The following is a 16934-nucleotide window of genomic DNA, read 5'->3' as shown; positions in this document are numbered from 1 at the left end:
TTTCGGCTAGCGCGTGCGAGCGCGACGCATGTCGCGCAGGCACACGCCACGCGTCATCCCGCGCGTGACCCGCTCCCGCAACGCGAAATGCCCGCCGAGGGATTCCTCGACGGGCATTTCGCGTACGTGTGTGAGCTTCGTAGGAGGGGGGACTCCACGGAAACTGCAGGACCCGCCTGAGGGGGGTGAGGCGGGTCCTGTCTTTTTGCGAGGGGCGCTGCCCGCCCGAGGGGGGGAGGGGTGGACGGGTCGCCCTGCTCTTGCCGAAATCAAAGCAACACGGATGCCAATATGCGCTCCTTGGCCGTGCAGAATAGTTAGGGTTTTGTAATCTTGTTAGATGACGGGCAGCCAGAGAGTGCGCAAGGGCTAAGGAGACGTTGCCCGGGCTTCCAAGCTTGTCCAGATGCGCCCACTCGGGTATGACAGTGACAAGCTCGACCGTATCGCCGAGAACCCTCGCCGCGCGCCCGGAGGCCCGATGCCCGAACCCACGATAAGACCTGCCACCGACGCTGATGCAGCGGCCATCGCCGCGATCTACAACCACTACATCCGAAGCTCCACCGCAACGTTCGATACCGAAGAGAAGTCGGTCGAGGATCGCTTGGCGTGGCTCGGAGAGCATGGCGGAGCGCACCCGGTCTTAGTCGCGCAGGACGAAGGCGGCGGCGTGCTCGCCTGGGGATCGCTGAGCAAGTGGGGCACGCGCTGCGCCTACCGGCATTCAGTCGAGATATCGGTCTACGTCGCGCCCGACGCCACGCAGGCTGGCCTCGGCCCGGCGATGTGTGAGGCGCTGATCGAGCGCGGTCGCGAGCTGGGCCATCACGCGATCGTCAGCCAGATCGTGAGTGAGAACGAGCCGTCGCTGAAGATGGCCGCAAGGCTCGGCTTCGAGAACGTGGGCCGACTGCGGCAGGTCGGCCGCAAGTTCGACCGCTGGCTCGACATCATCCTCATGGAACTCCTCGTTGAGCCGCCATCCGCCGAGCAGGCCGTGCTGTGACGCGGCAACCAGCAGAAGCTCTTCGCGAGGTCATCGACCGGCAGTCGCTGCCGAGCCGGCTTCGCGAGAGCTTTGGCGAGTTCGTTCACACCGAGGTTGCCGGCGCGGCTGCGCTTCTGCTGGCTACCGCGGTTGCCCTCCTGATCGCAAACTCCCAGTACTACGTCGCCTACGAGAACTTCTGGCATATCGACGCAGGGCTCTACTTGGGGCACGTTGCGTTTCACGAGACGCTCGTCCACTGGGTCAACGACGCGCTGATGGCACTGTTCTTCTTCGTGGTGGGACTCGAGATCAAGCGAGAGGTGCTCGTCGGAGAGCTTTCCGAGCGGCGCAAGGCGCTGCTTCCCATCCTCGCGGCACTCGGCGGCATGGTGGTTCCCGCGCTCATCTACCTCGCGCTGAACGCGGGAGGTACCGGCGCGCACGGCTGGGGCGTTCCGATGGCCACCGACATCGCGTTTGCGATCGGGGTGATGGCACTGCTCGGCGACCGAGTCCCGAGCGGGTTGAAGATCTTCCTCGTCGCGCTGGCGATCGCGGACGACCTCGGCGCGATTCTGGTCATCGCGTTCGCGTACACCAACAACCTGCAGTGGGGATGGCTTGGTTGGGCGGCAGCGATGTTCGTGCTGCTCATCGCTCTTAACCGCTTCAAGGTCGACAGTCCCTGGCCGTACTTCGTCATCGGCGGGCTGCTGTGGCTTGCCGTACTGCTCTCGGGCGTGCACTCGACGATTGCCGGCGTGCTCGTCGCGATAACCATACCGTCCACCGCCCGCCTCGACCCGCTCCTCTTTACAGCCGACACGCGACGTCGACTCGACCGTATCGAGGAAGCACACGTTCCCGGCACCCACGTTCTGTGCGACGACACGCAGCAGCACGTCGCGCTCGACATCCGCCGAGAGGCCCGGCACACCGCCTCGCCGTTGCAGCGCCTCGAGTTCGCGTTGCACCCGTGGACGACCTTCCTCGTGCTGCCGCTGTTCGCCCTGAGCAACGCTGGCGTGCGACTGGTGGGCGAGGACCTCTCGGCGCTGGCACGGACACCGATTGCGCTGGGGGTGCTGCTGGGGCTCGTGCTCGGCAAGCCGATCGGGATTTCGGCCATGACGTGGGTTGCCACCAAGACCGGAGTCGCCGAGCTACCCACCGGCGTGCGCTGGAGCCACATCCTTGGCGCCGGGATGCTGGGTGGCATCGGATTCACGATGTCGCTGTTCGTAGCGAGCATCGCGTTTCGCGGACAGGTTGAGACGACTGAAGCCAAGGCCGCGATCCTGGTGGCGTCGCTCGTTGCCGGCGTTCTCGGCTACCTGATGCTGCGCTACGGGACGGGGAAGCACTGCACTATCTAGTGCGGCAGGACGCGCACCATCCGCCACGCGCCGTGGTCGGCCGTCAGTTTGCCGGAGTACGTATCGGCGCCGAGGAACAGCCACCGGGCGCCGTCGATGAGCTCGGCGGGGAGTTTGACGCGCACCACGTCTCCGCTGAAGCCCACGAGCTGCCCGGCACCTCGTACGCTTGCGGTCGCGTCGCGACTCGCAGTGAGCTTGCCACCGGCAATCGTACCGTCGTAGAAGCGCATCTGCAGCCCGGGTCCGTAGGCGCGTAGGTGGATCACGTAGCGAACCGACCTGTCGACTGGCGCGGCGAGGTCCAGAGCGACGGTGGCGCTGGTCTCGGTCCGCGACAACGCGATGGCGTCGAGCGTCGATCGCGGGCGGCCCCCGCGATAGAGCGGATCGTGAGTTCCCTCGCGAAGCGTCACCGTTCCCGTGCCGATGAAGGACGATGGTCCCATGCCCAGCATCTCGTTGCTCCGCACGAATGCGCGCACGAGACCCCCGTCGGAGTGGAGTTGCGAGCGGTATGTGCCCAGCGCGGTCTGCTGCGCCTTGAGCGCAGCGTCGCCGATCGGAAGCGACAGCCACTTGGTGCCGTCGCGAAGCAGCGCTGTTGGGGGGCCGATCGGCAGCCCGAGCTGTAGGCCGCGCTGGGCCGGGAAGCCAGTGCGGTGTACGAGATATGTCAGTTCGAGGCCGCTGTATCCGCTGCGAACCAATGCCGCCTGCGTAAACGCGTTGGCGGCCCAGTGATCGCGGTGAGTGTCTGCAGCGTCCGGCATCAGCACGGTCGTGGGACGCACGCGCTTCACGATCTGCGCCAGTTCGGACTCCAACTCGGCGCCCGTGTACGGCGCTCCGGGTTTGAAGGCGAAGGCGTAGGGCACCTTACGTGCGCCGTTGACGCCCTCCACGGGTGGACCGCTGTAGTTCGTGCCCCACATGAAGTGCGTGGAGCCGTCGGGAAAGCCGAGGAAGATCACGTTGCTCGCAGGCACGCCCAGTGCCACCGTGGCTCGGCGAGCCTCGGCGATGCGAGAGGCTCCATACGCCTGCATCTGCGCTGCAGAGGGCATCGGCCCTCCCGGCGTCCGTACTGCCTGCCAGAAGCCGTCTCCGGACGTCACGAACACCACCGTGACATCCCACCCGCGCTCTCGAGCCGTCGCAATGGCGCCGCCCGCGCCGACGGTCTCGTCGTCGGGATGCGGGGAGATAACCAGCAGGCGAGGTCCGGCCAGGTCGGCCACGGGGAGGCTTATCGTAGCGCCCGGGCCGACACAGCCAGAAACACCCGCTGCGAGAACCGCAGCGAGTGACAGGCCTACTATGCGGGTTGTGAGTCTGCGCAGCATGTGTAAAACGAGCATCCTTCTTGAGGTGTCTTGCGCACGATACCAGCAGATTCTACTCGCGGGAGGCCTCTCGCCGAGTAACCGGCACCTTACGGGCGGCGAGCGGCGACGCCTATGCGGTGAGCTGCACGAGTTCCCGCGGTTGCGGTGAAGTGGGTGCGCTAGACTGGAGTTCCAAGGAGGAGATCACAACCGTGCGGATCCTGATGGTCGTTCGTCCGGCAGCGGGCGGGATGCGAGAGCACCTGCTCGCGCTGTCCGGCGGGCTTACCGCAAACGGTCACGAAGTCGAGGTTGCCGCCCCCGCCGAGTCCGACGTCGCGATCGCTGCGCGAGATGCGGGCTTCCCCGTTCACGAGATCCCGCTCGTTGGTCCGCTGCACCCACTCTACGACCCGCGGGCAATCGTGGCGCTGCAACGCGTTGTGCGCGAAGGCCGCTTCGATCTGGTGCACGCGCACGGCTTCAAGGCTGGCTTCATCGGGCGCCTCGGTGCGATGCTCGGCGGTGCCAAAGTGGTGGTCGTGACCGCTCACAACCACGTGCTTTCGCGCACGGACACGCCCGCCTCGGCGCGCAACCGCTACCGCAACGTCGAGCGCTCGCTGGCCGGGCTTGTCAGCCGTTACATCGCCGTGTCGGACTCGATTCGCCTCGAGCTGGTCGACGGTTACGGCCTGCCGCCCGGGCGCGTCATCACCGTCCACAACGGCGTCGAGCCGGCTCCCTACCTCGCGCCACAAGATTGCGAGGCCGCACGAGCGGAGTTCGGTCTTTCTGCCGACGCGACCGTGGTGGGCCTGGCTGCACGCTTCTCGACGCAGAAGGGTCTGTGCCACCTGGTCGACGCCGTGCCGCTGCTCCGCGCCGAGATTCCCGGCATCATCGTCGTGATCGGCGGAGCAGGTCCGCTCGAAAGCGAGCTGCGGGAGCGTGCGGTCGCACTCGAGGTGAGTGGATCGATTCGCTGGCCCGGCTTCGTCGAAGACATCCCGCGGTTCCTCTCGACGCTCGACGTGTACGTCTCGCCGGCCGAGACCGAGGCGCTGGGAATCGCGCTCATCGAGGCCGGACTCGCCGAGATCCCGACGGTGGCCACGAGGGTCGGCGGCGTGCCCGAGGTCGTGCTCGACGGCGAGACGGGCGTGCTGGTTCCGGCTGGCGACCCAGCCGCACTCGCAACAGCGATGCTCGGCCTGCTTCGCGAGCCCGAGCGCGCACGGGCTCTCGCCCGAGCCGCCCGGGAACGCTGCCTGCGCGAGTTCGCGCCACAGCGCATGATCGAGCGCACGCTCGTCGTCTACGCCGACGCGCTTGCGGCCGCCAAGAAGGACCGCGCGTGACGCGCCCGATGCCTGCGCCCGAGCGCGAAGCTGCGCCCGCGTGGGCGCGCGTCCTGCCGTACCGGATGCGTCGCATCTGGGACCCGGCCGTCTTCCAAGGCGGCGGGAAGCGCAACGGCTACTTCGAGGGTTGGTACGTGAAGTGCGTCGACGCCGGCGGTACGACGCCGATTGCCTTCATCCCCGGCGTTAGCCGGGACGACGCCGGCGGTACGTCGCACTCATTCGTTCAGGTCGTTCGTCCCGGCGGCGCCACGCACTACCTGCAGTATCGCGCCGACGAGTTCCACTTCGATCCGGACGCGTTCGCGGTCACGGTCGGCCCCAACCACTTCTCGGCAAGCGGGGCGAAGCTTGCGCTGGAATGCGAGGGGATCCGCGTCAGCGGGGAGCTGCGTTTCGGCGCCTGGCGACCGTGGCCGGTCAAACTACTCACGCCCGGCATCATGGGTTGGTATCGGTTCGTGCCAGGCATGGAGTGCTACCACGGCGTGTGCTCGCTGGATCACCCGGTCGACGGCGAGCTGACGATCGACGGCGAGGCGATCACGTTCGATGGCGGCCGCGGCTACGTGGAGAAGGACTGGGGGCGATCGTTTCCCAGCTCGTGGGTGTGGGCGCAGTCCAACCACTTCGCCAAGCAGCATGTGAGCGTGACCGTCTCCGTGGCGCGTATTCCCTGGATGGGCAGGTCGTTCATCGGGTTCATCGCCGGTGTTCTGATCGACGGTCAGCTCTATCGGTTCACCACCTACACAGGCGCCAAGCTCACCGCCTTCGAGAGCCACTACGATGGCGCCAAGATGACGTACGAGGACGCCGAGTACCGTCTCGAAGTCGAACTCGAAGGTGCGGTCGCGGCTCCGCTCAAAGCGCCCGAGCACGGCCGAATGGTCGCTCGTGCCGACGAGTCGCTCAACGCCGAGATGCTCGTGCGCTTCACGCGCAAGCGCGGCAACGTCGTACTGCTCGATGACTGCGGGCTGCACGCCGGCTGCGAGGTCATGAACTCCAAGGACGAGCTGGGCGCTGGCGTGTGGCGGCCGCAGGAGCTTCAGTGAGCGGCGCTCGGATCCCGCGCTAGTCGACCGTCCCGTAGCGCCGGCTCCAGCCGTGCCCGACGATCGCCGAGTTGAGCTGGTCGGCGAGCTTGTCGCGGGTGTACGCCTGGCCGCTCGGCAGGTTCTCGAAGAGTGGCAAGAGGTCGTCGTCGAGGTCGAGCGTTTGGGCGCGCAGAATCACGTCCAGCCGAGACACCCGCTTGGTATGTCGGAAGAGGTTGTCGAGGAATCGTTGGAGGACTTCGCGATCGTCGTCGGCCATGGTGCGCTTTCCCTGGGCGATGTTGAGCCGAGAGTATAGCCGAAGCCTCCCTCCGTCCGTCGCCTGAGGCGCACCTGCTGGCCCTACTTGACCGCCGAGTCCATCCAGCAAAGCGAGTAGTCCGCTAGTTCCTCCCAGCCGGCCTCAAGAATCGTGAGATGGTCTCGGCCGGGGTACTCTCGGTACTCGGTCAGGCCCGGGCTGGCGTGGTAGCGCTCGAAGTTGGACTCGTTGAGCTTGGGCGGGATGATGTGATCTGCGCCGCCAGCGATGAGCAGCAACGGTGGATGCGGCGCGGTGAAGTCGATGTGGCCCTCCTTGCCCAGCGACTCGCGTGGCACAGCGCGAGACTCGGGGACCATGTAGCGCTCGTAGGCGGCGTACTGCTCCTCTTCGGCCAGTGTATTGGCGAACGCGTACGCGAACTGGTCGAACGACATCATGTGCGGCTCGTGCATCGAGACGAACGGGTCGACCATCGGCCAGTTAGCTTTGAGGAACGATGGCGCCGCCGAGAAGACCCCGGCCGGGGGCGCGGAGTCGATTGCCACTCCCGCGAGTGCGAGATCGCGTTGCAGTAACAGCTGAACGATCAGCCCGCCCATCGAGTGGCCGATGAGCAGCGGCTTCTCGGGCAGCTGAGCGATCTTGGTCGAGAGATGCTCGACGACGTCGGTGAGGGTGAGCTTGCCGAGCTCGGGGTCGGGATGCTTCGCGCGCAGGTCGGAGACGAGCGCATCTCGGCCCGGCCAAGCCACCGGAATCGCCGGCCGACCGGCGTGCTCGTAATGTACGACCCACTGCTCCCAGCACAACGGCGTCATGAACATGCCGTGCACGAGCACGATCGGTCGGGGCATGACGGGCACCTCCAGAAATGACACTCACAAGGAGGTTGTTTCCACGCGAGGCGCGGTCATCACCGGTGCCTGGTGTGCCGACGGAAGCGGCTCTATCTCAGCTCGCTCATGGCGAACGGCTTGCCGTGGCCCGGATAGACGGTGCGGGCCCCGGCTTGGCGGGCACGCGCGACGCTTGCCGCCATCTCGGCGGCGTCATCGACGAGCGTGTTGGCCTGCGGAGCGCCGGTGTTGGTCATCAGGTCGCCGCAGATCAGGTCGCCGTTGGCGGTCAGCACACTGATCGAGCCCTCGGAGTGTCCTGGCTGGTAGAGGACGCGCGCATCCACGCCGTAGGCGGACAGGTCGTCACCGTCTGCAAGCAAGACGTCCGGAGTGAAGCGGTCGCTCTTGCGCAGCCCGAAGAGCGGCATAAGCACGCCGAAGATGACGCGGATCGCTTCCTTGGCGTGCGGCCGAGCGGCTCGCATGTCGCCCGTCTCGGCCACTACAGCCTCGCGCTCGTGCATTCCGATGGGTGCGCCCATCTTGTCGCGCAGGTAGGCACAGCTGCCTACGTGGTCGGAGTCCCCATGCGTAGCCACGATGAGCCCCAGCTTGCTCGCCGAGCACCCGGCGGCCGCAAGCTGGCGTTCGAGCGAGGCCCGCTTACCCCGCGTGAGCGTGTCGACCAGCACGAAGCGGTCGCCATTCTTGAGAAGGTAGGCGTTGACGCTGCCGCCATCGATTCGGATGACCTCAACTGCCTGTGCCACCAGAGCGCTCCTTTCGGGCCGCGCCAAAGGGCGCGGCTACTTCGCCGGCGCCGGGACGAAACGATACGCCACGATCTCGGCTTGAGCACCGAAACGGATGCCTGTGGTGTTGGCGTCCAGGCCTTGGGAGACGAAGATGCGCTGCCCGTCTCGGACGTACATGCCGTCGACGAAGCGACCCTTGAGATCCGGCAGCACCGTCATCTCGTTGCCTCGCGCCGGAGCGCGCTGCTCGTAGGGCCACGACAGCGGCGCGCCGAGTGCGCCGATGAACGGCAGGCGGATCTGCCCGCCGTGCGTGTGCCCTGCGATGAAGATGTGCGTGCCGCCGCCCAGCGCAAGGCCGGCGGCGAGGCGATGCGTGTCGGGTGGCGTGTGCGAGGCGATGACGAGCAGCTTGGCGCCGAGCCCCTTGGCGGTCGCGATGGTGTCGGAGTTGCGGCCGTAGACGAGCGCCGCCTGCTTGCCTTGGGGGTCGAAGTCAGCGAGCACCACCGCTCTGTCCTGCGGCAACGTGGGCACGCCCCTCTCGGCAAGGCCGGCGCCGACCGGGCGAAGGTCGTGGTTGCCGGGCAGGTACCAAACGCGCGCCGAATGCGCCTTGGCTAGCGCGCCCAGCTCCCACACTGCGCTGTAGTCCTCCACGCCGAGAATGTCGCCGGTTAGGACAACCGTGTCGAACCGCCGACCGGCGATGAGCGCTTCAAGCTGGCTTTGCTGGGCGCCGAAGTGGATCCCGCCGAGGTCGGAGAGTTGCAAGACGTCGACCTCGTGAGTCAGGCCGGGCACGGCGACGGTCACTTCTTGCAGGCGCGGGTGGTGAGTGTCGCGGTCGATTCGCCACGCGATCGCTGCCGCCGCCAGGACGAAGAGCGCCAGCACGATCAGCCCGACTGGGCGACGATTGCGAGGTGTGTCAGGCCGAGCTGCTCGGCCGGGTGCGGTGCTTTCAGATTCTGCCATTGTGCAATGGTAGGCGAGCGCGCAGCCTCGCACGCTAACGATACGGTGCCGAATCGAGCGTGTGAGATGGGCGCGCTCGAACGCTGGTACGCTGCTACGCCAGCCAGCTGCGAACTGCGCCCTCGATGCCGTCTCGGCCGGTGTTGACGATGTTGGTGAAGCGCTCCGTGAGGCTGTCGAGCTCGGAGAGCGACTTGGGAATCGCGACCTCTTCGCCCGCGAGCTCGGTGACCTGCGCCAGCAGTTCGACGCCGGTCAGTTCGCGGATACCATCGGGAAGCACCTCGTCGTAAGGCAGCTGCGCGAGCGCCTTGAAGACGTCGCCGCCGAACTTGGCCCAGTGGGCCGTCGACACCACGAGCACCGGATCGCGCTCGCGCATACGCTCGGCGACCTCCCAGGCCACGGCAGTGTGCGGATCGATGAGGTAGTTGCTGTCCTCGTAGACCTCGCGAACGGTCTTGAGCGACTCGTCGTTGCTCACGTAGTCCGCACTGAACAGCTCGCGAATCTCTCGGAAGGTAGCGGGGTCGACTTGGAACCGGCCTTCGCTTGCCAACGACGACATCCACTCGACGACCTTGTCAGAGTCGCGTGTTATCTCGTAGAGGAGACGCTCGAGGTTGCTCGAGATCAGGATGTCCATCGAAGGGGAGGGAGTGACCACAAACTCGCGGCTCGAGATGTCGTAGACGCCCGAGGCGATGAAGTCGGCAAGCACGCGGTTCTCGTTGCTGGCCACGATCATGCGGCCGATTGGCACGCCGATGCGCTTGGCGTAGTACGCGCCAAGGACGTTGCCGAAGTTGCCGGTTGGCACGCAGACGTCGATGGGCTGGCCAGCGACAACGCCGCCAGCGGCGACCATATCGGCATACGCGCTGATGTAGTAGGCGATTTGCGGAAGCAGACGACCCCAGTTGATCGAGTTGGCGCTGGACAGGCGAAGTCGGTGCTTCTCGGCGAGCTCGGCTGCGAATGCGGTGTCCGCGAAGGCGGCCTTGACGGCGTTCTGGCAGTCGTCGAAGTTGCCGCGCACGCCGAAGACGCCCACGTTCTCGCCGTGCTGCGTCACCATCTGCTTGCGCTGGATGTCCGAGACGCCATCGGCAGGGTAGAACACGATGATGCTCGTGTAGTCGCGATCAGCGAAACCCTCTAGCGCGGCCTTGCCGGTGTCGCCTGACGTCGCCACGAGCACGAGGTAGTTGTCGTCCTCAAGGCCGCGCTGACGCCGACGGTCGACCGACTCGGAGAAGAACAGCGGCATGCACTGCAGCGCCATGTCCTTAAAAGCGCTCGTTGGCCCGTGCCAAAGCTCGAGCACCCACGTGCCCGGCACGACTTCCTCGACTGGAGCGATGCGCTCGTCGTCCCACTGGTCGCCGTACGCCTGCTGCATGAGCACGTCGACGCGGTCCGACGGGATGTCGACGCCAAAGCGCGAGAACACCGCAGCGGCCCGGCGCCAATATGGCCACTCCGAGAACGCCAGGATCTCGTCGAGCGAGAACGCAGGCAGCGTGTCGGGGACGTAGAGGCCGCCGCCCGGCGCGATGCCGCTGACGATGACCTCGGTAAACGTCCGGGCCGCTTTGTCCAAACCGCGCGTGTCGTGATAGGTGGTGGTTTTCATGGCGCCCATTCTACCCGAGCCGAGAACGCGTGCGAGAAGCAATGCGACCGCGGTCAACGGCGGTGCTATGGGTTGTCGAAGGTGATGTCGACGGTGAGCACGTCTCGGCCGGGAACCACCGGCAGGACCGCGTGTCCCGAGCCGGCCGAGCCGTCGTTGCCGTCATCCTGCATCGCCCTGTCGAGCCCCTTGGCCCCGCGCCCGACCGAGGTGTCGATCTTGATGCCGTCGATACCGGTTGAGTAGACGAAAGCGCCAGCCGGCAGCTTCTGGCCGAATGCGGTGACCAGGGCGTCCTGTGCGCCGTGATCCAAGACGCCGTAGTTTCGCAGCGCATCAGCCGAGAAGACGATGTCGTCGGTCAGCACTCGACCAACGTTGTTGAAGAAGTGCTGTTCGTTGGGGTCGGCAGGGTCTTCGCCGGGCTTGAGCTGCGCGACATTGACCAACAATCTGAACTTCGGGTGTTTCTCGTTGACCAGCAGGTAGTTGACGCCAAGCCGTCCTTGGCCCCACTGGCTTGGGAACGAGATCCGCTTCTCGACTCGGTAACCCGGGTACTGCTTGGCGATGAACGCGTCGAGCCCGGGAGCGGCGACGTTCGGGTTGGACGTTGTGCGCGTGCCGGGCACCTCCGCCGGCGACAACGGCACGTCCGGCAGCGGTGTCGTGTACGCGGCGACATCCACCGTGTCGCTCGAGTCGTCCGCCGAGTCGGTCGCAACGCCTTCGCTCGATGTACCCTCGTCGGTAGTGGGCGCGAGCAACTGAGAGACGGCGCTGGAAACCTGGTCTACGTGCATGACAAGCGTGATGCCGCTCCACGCGACGACGCCTACGAGCGCCAGAGCGAGCACGGCGAGCGCGACCAGGGGCGAGGGCATCCAGCGCGGACGCGCGCGGGTGGACCGCTCGGCGACCTGCGTCTCGCCGGGAACCACAGCTGGGCCTGCGGCGTAGCCGGGCACGGGAACCTCGTGGTAGTCCGTCAGGCACTCGGCCGAGTGGCCGTTGGCGCACGTGCCGTCGGCATTGACCCACTGGTACGTCCCGCATCGCGAGCACAAGGCGGCGCGTGGCATCCAGCATCCCTCTCGGCTCATTCAGACTCCACGCACAAGGTTACGCCGAACCCTGACGCGAGATACAGACCGCCGCGTCCGGTCGTCAGTCGTTCGGCGGCCTTCCGCCGTGGCAGGTACAGAAGACGGTCGTGTAGCCGTTGGGGTGGCACGCCGCGCAGGGACGCGAGGTGTAGGCGTGCTGGCCGCTCGGCGGGTGGACGAACGTGGTGAACGGCACCGCTGGGTTGTGGCACAGCTTGCAGTCGGCGCCGAAGTGGTTGCCAGGCGGCGTGTGACAGAAGCTGCACTGCAGGTTGGCCTGGTCGTGGCAGTTGGAGCACGGGACTGGTCTGTGGCCCGGCAGCGCGCTGTGCTTCCCGGGCACTCCGGTGAACTCCTGACCAACATAGGTTGCGCCTGCGGGCGCATTGCCGCTGTTGAGTACGCCGGCATCGGCGAGCGAGGCGAACGTGACCTGATGCCCAACGGTCGCGTGGCACTTCGCGCAGGTCACTTGGCGGCCGAGGTGCTGCTGGTGCGAGAACTGCCCGACGGCGGCGATCTTAGTGGGGACGTCGGGATGACAGCGAAGACAGCGTTCGTTGGGGACGTCGGCGTTGTAGTTCGGGAACGTCGCATGCGTAAAGACCTGGTCGTAGAGCTCGTTCAAGACCGCGAACTTGTGCAGCAGCCGGTTGGGTACTCCAGGTTCGACATGGCAGTCGATGCACCAGACGTCCTTGTGAGTTCCGTTGTGCCACGCATCGTAGAACGGCTTCATCCCGTGGCAGGTCGGACAGAAGCCCGGCTGGTCAGTCGCGAGCGCGATGGGGAAGAAGGCGATGATTCCGGCGATTGCCACGAGGACGGCAATCCACACGATTCTGCGATTGCGCTGGCTGCGAGCGAAGGAGTCGGGCGTCCAAGTGCGGGCTGGCTTCTTCTTCTGCGGCGGCCTGGGCTTCCTGCCTCGCGTGACTCGCCTCTGCGCCACTCGGTTGTCTCCTCGAGTCGTCCTGCCATAACCTTTCGAGACCCTGCGTGTCCCAAGGAATCTACCACTCGCCGGGTCGCATAAACGTTAGAGTTTCCTGAGATTCCCAGCGCGTGGTCCAGCCCGGAGGGCCGCGCTTGCTTCACGGGTGAAGGCGGTAGAAGGCGCGCTTTGCTAGCTCCGCAAGGCCGACATAGCCCACCAGAATCGCAGCCAGCGCCAGGTAGAAGTGCCACGGTAGATGCACGAACTTGAACAGCTCGCCGAGTGGCGTGTACGGCAGCGCGAGCGTCACGCAGGCGATGGCAGCCGTTGCCGTCGCAAGCTGCCACGACGGGCGGCTCTTCAGGAACGAGCGCCGAGTGCGAATCACCAGCACGATCATCGACGCCGACAGCACGCTCTCGGTGAACCAGCCCGTGCGGAACTCGGCGGGGGAGGCGTGCAGAAGGAAGAGCAGCACTCCGAAGGTCGCGTAGTCAAAGACGCTCGAGACGGTCCCGAATACGAGCATGAAGTTGCGGATGAAGCCGACGTCCCAGCGTCGCGGTGTCTCGACCAGCTCGGGATCGACGCGGTCGGTCGCGATGGTCATCTCGGGGAAGTCGGTGAGCAGGTTTGTGAGGAGAATCTGCGTCGGAAGTAGCGGCAGGTAGCTCAGGAAGAGCGACGCGCCGGCCATCGAGAACATGTTGCCGAAGTTCGCGCTCGTGGCCATGAAGACGTACTTGATCGTGTTTGCGAACGTGGTGCGCCCGCTCTTCACGCCTTGGGCGAGCACGTCGAGGCCAGGCGAGAGCAGGACGATCTGTGCGGCTTCCTTGGCCACGTCAACCGCCGAGTCGACCGAGATCCCCACGTCAGCTGCGTGCAGCGCCGCCGCGTCGTTGATGCCATCGCCCATGAAGCCGACCACGTTGCCGGCCTTCTTGATCGCGATGATGATGCGTTCCTTCTGGTTGGGCTCGATCTCGGCGAAGATGTCGACTCCGCGCGATGCGTTCTGCAGCGCGGAGTCAGAGAGTCGCCCAAGCTCGGGGCCGCTCATGACGACCGGCTCGTCGAGGCCCATCTGCCCGCCGAGAGTGCGCGCCACCGCCGCCGAGTCGCCGGTGATGATCTTGAGCGAAACGCCGAGCCGCTTGAGGTCGGCGACCGCCTCGCACGCGTCTTCCTTGGGCGGGTCGAAGAGCACGACGAGCCCCTCGAGCGTCATGTCGTGCTCGTCGGTGCGCGTGATATCGAGCGGCGCGTCGAAGCTGCGCGAGGCGACGGCGAGCGTGCGTAGGCCCTTCTCGGCGAGTTGCTGGACCTGCGACGTCACGCGCGCGGTGACGTCGGCTAGGTCGCACGTGGTTCCGTCGGGCATGCGGCACAGTGTGGAGACCTCGAGCACCGCAGGGACAGCGCCCTTCGTGACCATCAGGACGCGGCCGTCCTTCTCGGCCAGCACCGACAGGCGTTTGCGCAGGAAGTCGTAGGGCACCTCGTCGAGCTTGCTCCAGCCCGTCACGAGGTCGTCGGCAACGCCGCGGATCGCGTCGTCGATGGGGTTGGCGAAGCCCGTCTCGAAGCACGAGTTCAGGGCGGCCTTGAACAGCACGTCGGGCGACTCCTTGCCGTCCAGGTCGACGGCGCTCTTCACGTGGACGATGCCCTGTGTCAGCGTTCCGGTCTTGTCCGAGCAAAGCACGTTCATGCTGCCGAGGTTCTCGATCGACGCAAGCCGTTTGACGATGACCTGGTGCTCGGCCATGTCGCGGGCGCCATGGCTCAGGTTGATGCTGATGATGGCCGGTAGCAGCTGCGGGGTGAGACCCACCGCAAGCGCCATGGCGAACAGGAAGCTGTCGAGCACCGGCTGGTGGCGAAAGACATTGGCCGCGAATATGCCGAGGACCAGAAGCAGCGTGACCTGCAGCAACAGGTAGCCGAACTTGCGCACACCGTGCTCGAAATCGGTCTCGGGCGGAGGTTTGCGCAGGTGCTCGGAGATGCCGCCGAACTCGGTCGTCGCGCCGGTATGCACGATGAGGGCCCGAGCCGAGCCGCTCACCACGTGCGTGCCCATGAAGACGACGTTGGTGCGGTGGGCCAGTGGCGTGTCGGCCGGCACGTCGCCGATGTTCTTCTCTGCGGGGAAGGTCTCGCCGGTCAGCGCGGACTCGTCGACGAACAGGTCGCTACTCTCCAGCAGCCGCGCGTCCCCGGGCACGGCGCTGCCGGCGCTCAAGATGACGACGTCACCCGGCACGATGCTCTCAGCGGGGACGTCGACTTCGGCCCCATCGCGCACGGCCTTGGCTCTGAGCGAGACGCGGTCGAGCAGCCCGCGCACGGCGTTGGCCGCGCCACGCTCCTGGAAGAAGCCCAGCAGCCCGCTGGCCAGCACGATTACGCCGATGATTGCCGCATCCGCGGCGTCGCCGAGGAAGCCGGAGAGCACCGCCGCGCCCACGAGGAGCAAGACGATGGGGTTGGTGAACTGCCGAGCCAGCAGCCTCAGCGCGCCGGTACGGTCCTCAGCGCGCAGCTGATTGGGACCGAACTTCGTGAGTCGCTCGTCGGCCTGACGCGAGGTCAGCCCTTGCGTGGTGACCGAGAGCTCCCGCGCGAGATCTTCGGCGGGCTCGCTCCACAAGGTGGTGGTGTCGGCAGGCATGAGTCGTTGATACCCGAAGCAGGCCCGCCGAGCAATCCTTGCGCAATCAGCCCCGCACGAACTCCTCAGCAAGCACGTCCATGAGTAGGTTGTCGTGCCACGAACCGTCAGGCCCGCGCTCGTAGCAACGCGCGATGCCGATCGGCTGGTAGCCTATCTTGGAGTACGAGCGAATCGCGCGAGCGTTGTCGGCGGCAGGGTCGATGGTGAGGCGGTGATGACCGCGGACGTCGATGAGCCAGGCGCCTAGGATCTGCAGCACTTCGCCTCCCACACCCTTGCCGGTGCAGCACTCAAGAAGGGCGATATCCATCCCGGCCGAGTGGTACTCGGGCTCGAGAACCTCCTCGAAGTCCACGATGCCAACCGATACGCCGTCGAGCTCTACGACCAGCAGGTTGATCTCGTCCTCGGCAAGCCAGCGGCGCATCGTCGCACAGTCGGTGCTCCAGCGCGGTCCGGCAGCGGGGTCGACCGCGATGGCGTCGGCCAACAGATCGGTCTCGCCAGCCTTGGGCGGCCGCAGCGTGACGCGAGGTCCGTGCAGGGTGGGCAGGTCGGCAAGTCGGGGCATGGCGCGCTCCTCGGGCTGGCTGTTACGCTTCTACGAGTACGACTACCCAAGGGGGGACGTGTTGAAGTACGTCATCGTGATTCTGGATGGAGCCGCAGGCTGGCCCTTGGAGGGCCCGGGCGGCAAGACGACGCTTCAGGCGGCCGAGACGCCGCATCTCGACGCGCTGGCCCGAGAGGGCCGGGTCGGGGTCGCCAAGACCATTCCGGACGGCACCGAGCCGTCCTCCTCGGCAGCGTGCACGTCGATCTTGGGCTACGACCCGGTCGCCGACTATGTTGGCCGCGGAGCGATCGAGGCCGCGAGCATGGGCATCGAACTCGCCCCCAACGAGGTCGCGCTGCGGCTCAACCTCGTGACGGTCGCCGACGGCATCATGGCGTCGTACTCGTGCGGAGGCATCGCCACCGAGGAGTCGGGCGCGATCGTCACCGACATTGCGACCGCCCTGAACGACGAGACCTTCACGCTCTACCCCGGCGTCGCCTACCGACACATCCTGGTGGTCAAGGACCATCCCGAGCTACTCGACGTGCGTTTCACACCACCGCACGACATCTCCGATCGGCCCATAGCGGCGCATCTCCCGCAGGGCCACGGCGCCCAGCTGCTTCTCGACTACATGGCGCGCGCCCGGCCGTTGCTGGCCAACAGCGGCATCAACCGCTGCAGAGCGGCGGGCGGGCAGCCGGCGGCCACCGATGTCTGGCCGTTTTGGCCCGGTGTCGCGCCGAGCGGAATGGTGCCGTTCGCCGAGCTGCGCGGTGTGACTGGTGCGATGACCAGCGGCGTCGATCTGCTCAACGGCCTGGCGGTTCTCGCGGGCATGAGCCGACTCGAGATCATCGGCGTCACTGGCGGCCCGGATAACGACTACGCGGCTCAGGCCGAGGGCGCGCTTGAGGCGCTCTACGATCACGGCCTCGTCGTCATCCACGTCGAGGCGCCGGACGAAGAGGGCCACGAAGGCAACGCCGAGGGCAAGATAGCTGCGATTGCGGCAATCGACCGCGAGGTCGTCTCGGGGGGTGGGGGCCGCGGGGG

General features: G+C 66.4%; 15 protein-coding genes. 5 read left to right on the top strand and 10 right to left on the bottom strand.

The window, feature by feature from the left end; translation table 11 throughout:
- Positions 1–481 precede the first annotated feature (481 nt).
- Both P4L93_07040 and nhaA read left to right on the top strand, forming a co-directional pair.
- On the top strand, positions 482–1009 hold the full coding sequence (locus P4L93_07040; GenBank protein ID MDR3686692.1) for a GNAT family N-acetyltransferase: 528 nt from the start codon (positions 482–484) through the stop codon (positions 1007–1009).
- Entirely contained in the window at positions 1006–2370 is a 1365-nt protein-coding gene (gene nhaA / locus P4L93_07035) for a Na+/H+ antiporter NhaA (protein MDR3686691.1), read from the top strand. The genes P4L93_07040 and nhaA overlap by 4 nt, the downstream gene beginning before the upstream one ends.
- Here the strand turns inward: nhaA and P4L93_07030 are convergent.
- The gene (locus tag P4L93_07030) at positions 2367–3716 is read right to left on the bottom strand and encodes a PIG-L family deacetylase (protein MDR3686690.1); all 1350 of its coding nucleotides are present in this window, start codon (positions 3714–3716) and stop codon (positions 2367–2369) included. The two genes, nhaA and P4L93_07030, sit on opposite strands and share 4 nt — an antisense overlap.
- Positions 3717–3910: 194 nt before the next feature.
- Here P4L93_07030 and P4L93_07025 point away from each other — a divergent pair, with 194 nt between their 5' ends.
- Together P4L93_07025 and P4L93_07020 are read left to right on the top strand one after the other, a co-directional pair.
- Positions 3911–5059 (top strand): glycosyltransferase, encoded by a 1149-nt coding sequence (locus P4L93_07025; protein MDR3686689.1) that lies wholly within the window; start codon positions 3911–3913, stop codon positions 5057–5059.
- Complete coding sequence (locus tag P4L93_07020; GenBank protein MDR3686688.1) at positions 5056–6120, top strand: tocopherol cyclase family protein; 1065 nt, start codon at positions 5056–5058, stop codon at positions 6118–6120. Before P4L93_07025 ends, P4L93_07020 begins: the two co-directional genes overlap by 4 nt.
- Before the next feature lie 19 nt (positions 6121–6139).
- Here P4L93_07020 and P4L93_07015 read toward each other — a convergent pair whose 3' ends face one another.
- From P4L93_07015 to P4L93_06975, 9 genes are all read right to left on the bottom strand, one after another.
- Positions 6140–6382 carry a hypothetical protein gene (locus P4L93_07015; GenBank protein MDR3686687.1) on the bottom strand — a complete coding sequence of 81 codons (243 nt, stop codon included), beginning with the start codon at positions 6380–6382 and terminating at the stop codon, positions 6140–6142.
- An 83-nt stretch (positions 6383–6465) separates the two neighbouring features.
- Positions 6466–7242: an alpha/beta hydrolase gene (locus tag P4L93_07010; protein ID MDR3686686.1), complete on the bottom strand. Its 777-nt coding sequence runs from the start codon at positions 7240–7242 to the stop codon at positions 6466–6468.
- Between the two features lie 92 nt (positions 7243–7334).
- The gene (locus P4L93_07005; GenBank protein MDR3686685.1) at positions 7335–7997 is read right to left on the bottom strand and encodes an MBL fold metallo-hydrolase; all 663 of its coding nucleotides are present in this window, start codon (positions 7995–7997) and stop codon (positions 7335–7337) included.
- Positions 7998–8033: 36 nt separating this feature from the next.
- A complete protein-coding gene (locus P4L93_07000) occupies positions 8034–8960 on the bottom strand; it encodes a metallophosphoesterase (protein MDR3686684.1) in 927 nt (308 codons plus the stop codon).
- 94 nt (positions 8961–9054) lie between these two features.
- On the bottom strand, positions 9055–10596 hold the full coding sequence (thrC, locus tag P4L93_06995) for a threonine synthase (protein MDR3686683.1): 1542 nt from the start codon (positions 10594–10596) through the stop codon (positions 9055–9057).
- A 65-nt stretch (positions 10597–10661) separates the two neighbouring features.
- Complete coding sequence (locus P4L93_06990; protein MDR3686682.1) at positions 10662–11678, bottom strand: hypothetical protein; 1017 nt, start codon at positions 11676–11678, stop codon at positions 10662–10664.
- An 85-nt stretch (positions 11679–11763) separates the two neighbouring features.
- On the bottom strand, positions 11764–12654 hold the full coding sequence (locus P4L93_06985; protein MDR3686681.1) for a NapC/NirT family cytochrome c: 891 nt from the start codon (positions 12652–12654) through the stop codon (positions 11764–11766).
- A 142-nt stretch (positions 12655–12796) separates the two neighbouring features.
- Positions 12797–15316: a magnesium-translocating P-type ATPase gene (gene mgtA / locus P4L93_06980; protein MDR3686680.1), complete on the bottom strand. Its 2520-nt coding sequence runs from the start codon at positions 15314–15316 to the stop codon at positions 12797–12799.
- Between the two features lie 46 nt (positions 15317–15362).
- Positions 15363–15890 carry a GNAT family protein gene (locus tag P4L93_06975; protein MDR3686679.1) on the bottom strand — a complete coding sequence of 176 codons (528 nt, stop codon included), beginning with the start codon at positions 15888–15890 and terminating at the stop codon, positions 15363–15365.
- A 61-nt stretch (positions 15891–15951) separates the two neighbouring features.
- Between P4L93_06975 and apgM the strand changes: the two genes are divergently transcribed.
- Positions 15952–16934, top strand: a 983-nt coding sequence (gene apgM, locus P4L93_06970; GenBank protein MDR3686678.1) for a 2,3-bisphosphoglycerate-independent phosphoglycerate mutase, incomplete at its 3' end; no start/stop codon positions are given.

It is taken from the genome of Coriobacteriia bacterium (assembly GCA_031292615.1).
Lineage (GTDB): Bacteria > Actinomycetota > Coriobacteriia > Anaerosomatales > JAAXUF01 > JARLGT01.
Note: the sequence above shows the minus strand (reverse complement) of the source record. Positions and strands in the feature narration are given on the sequence as shown.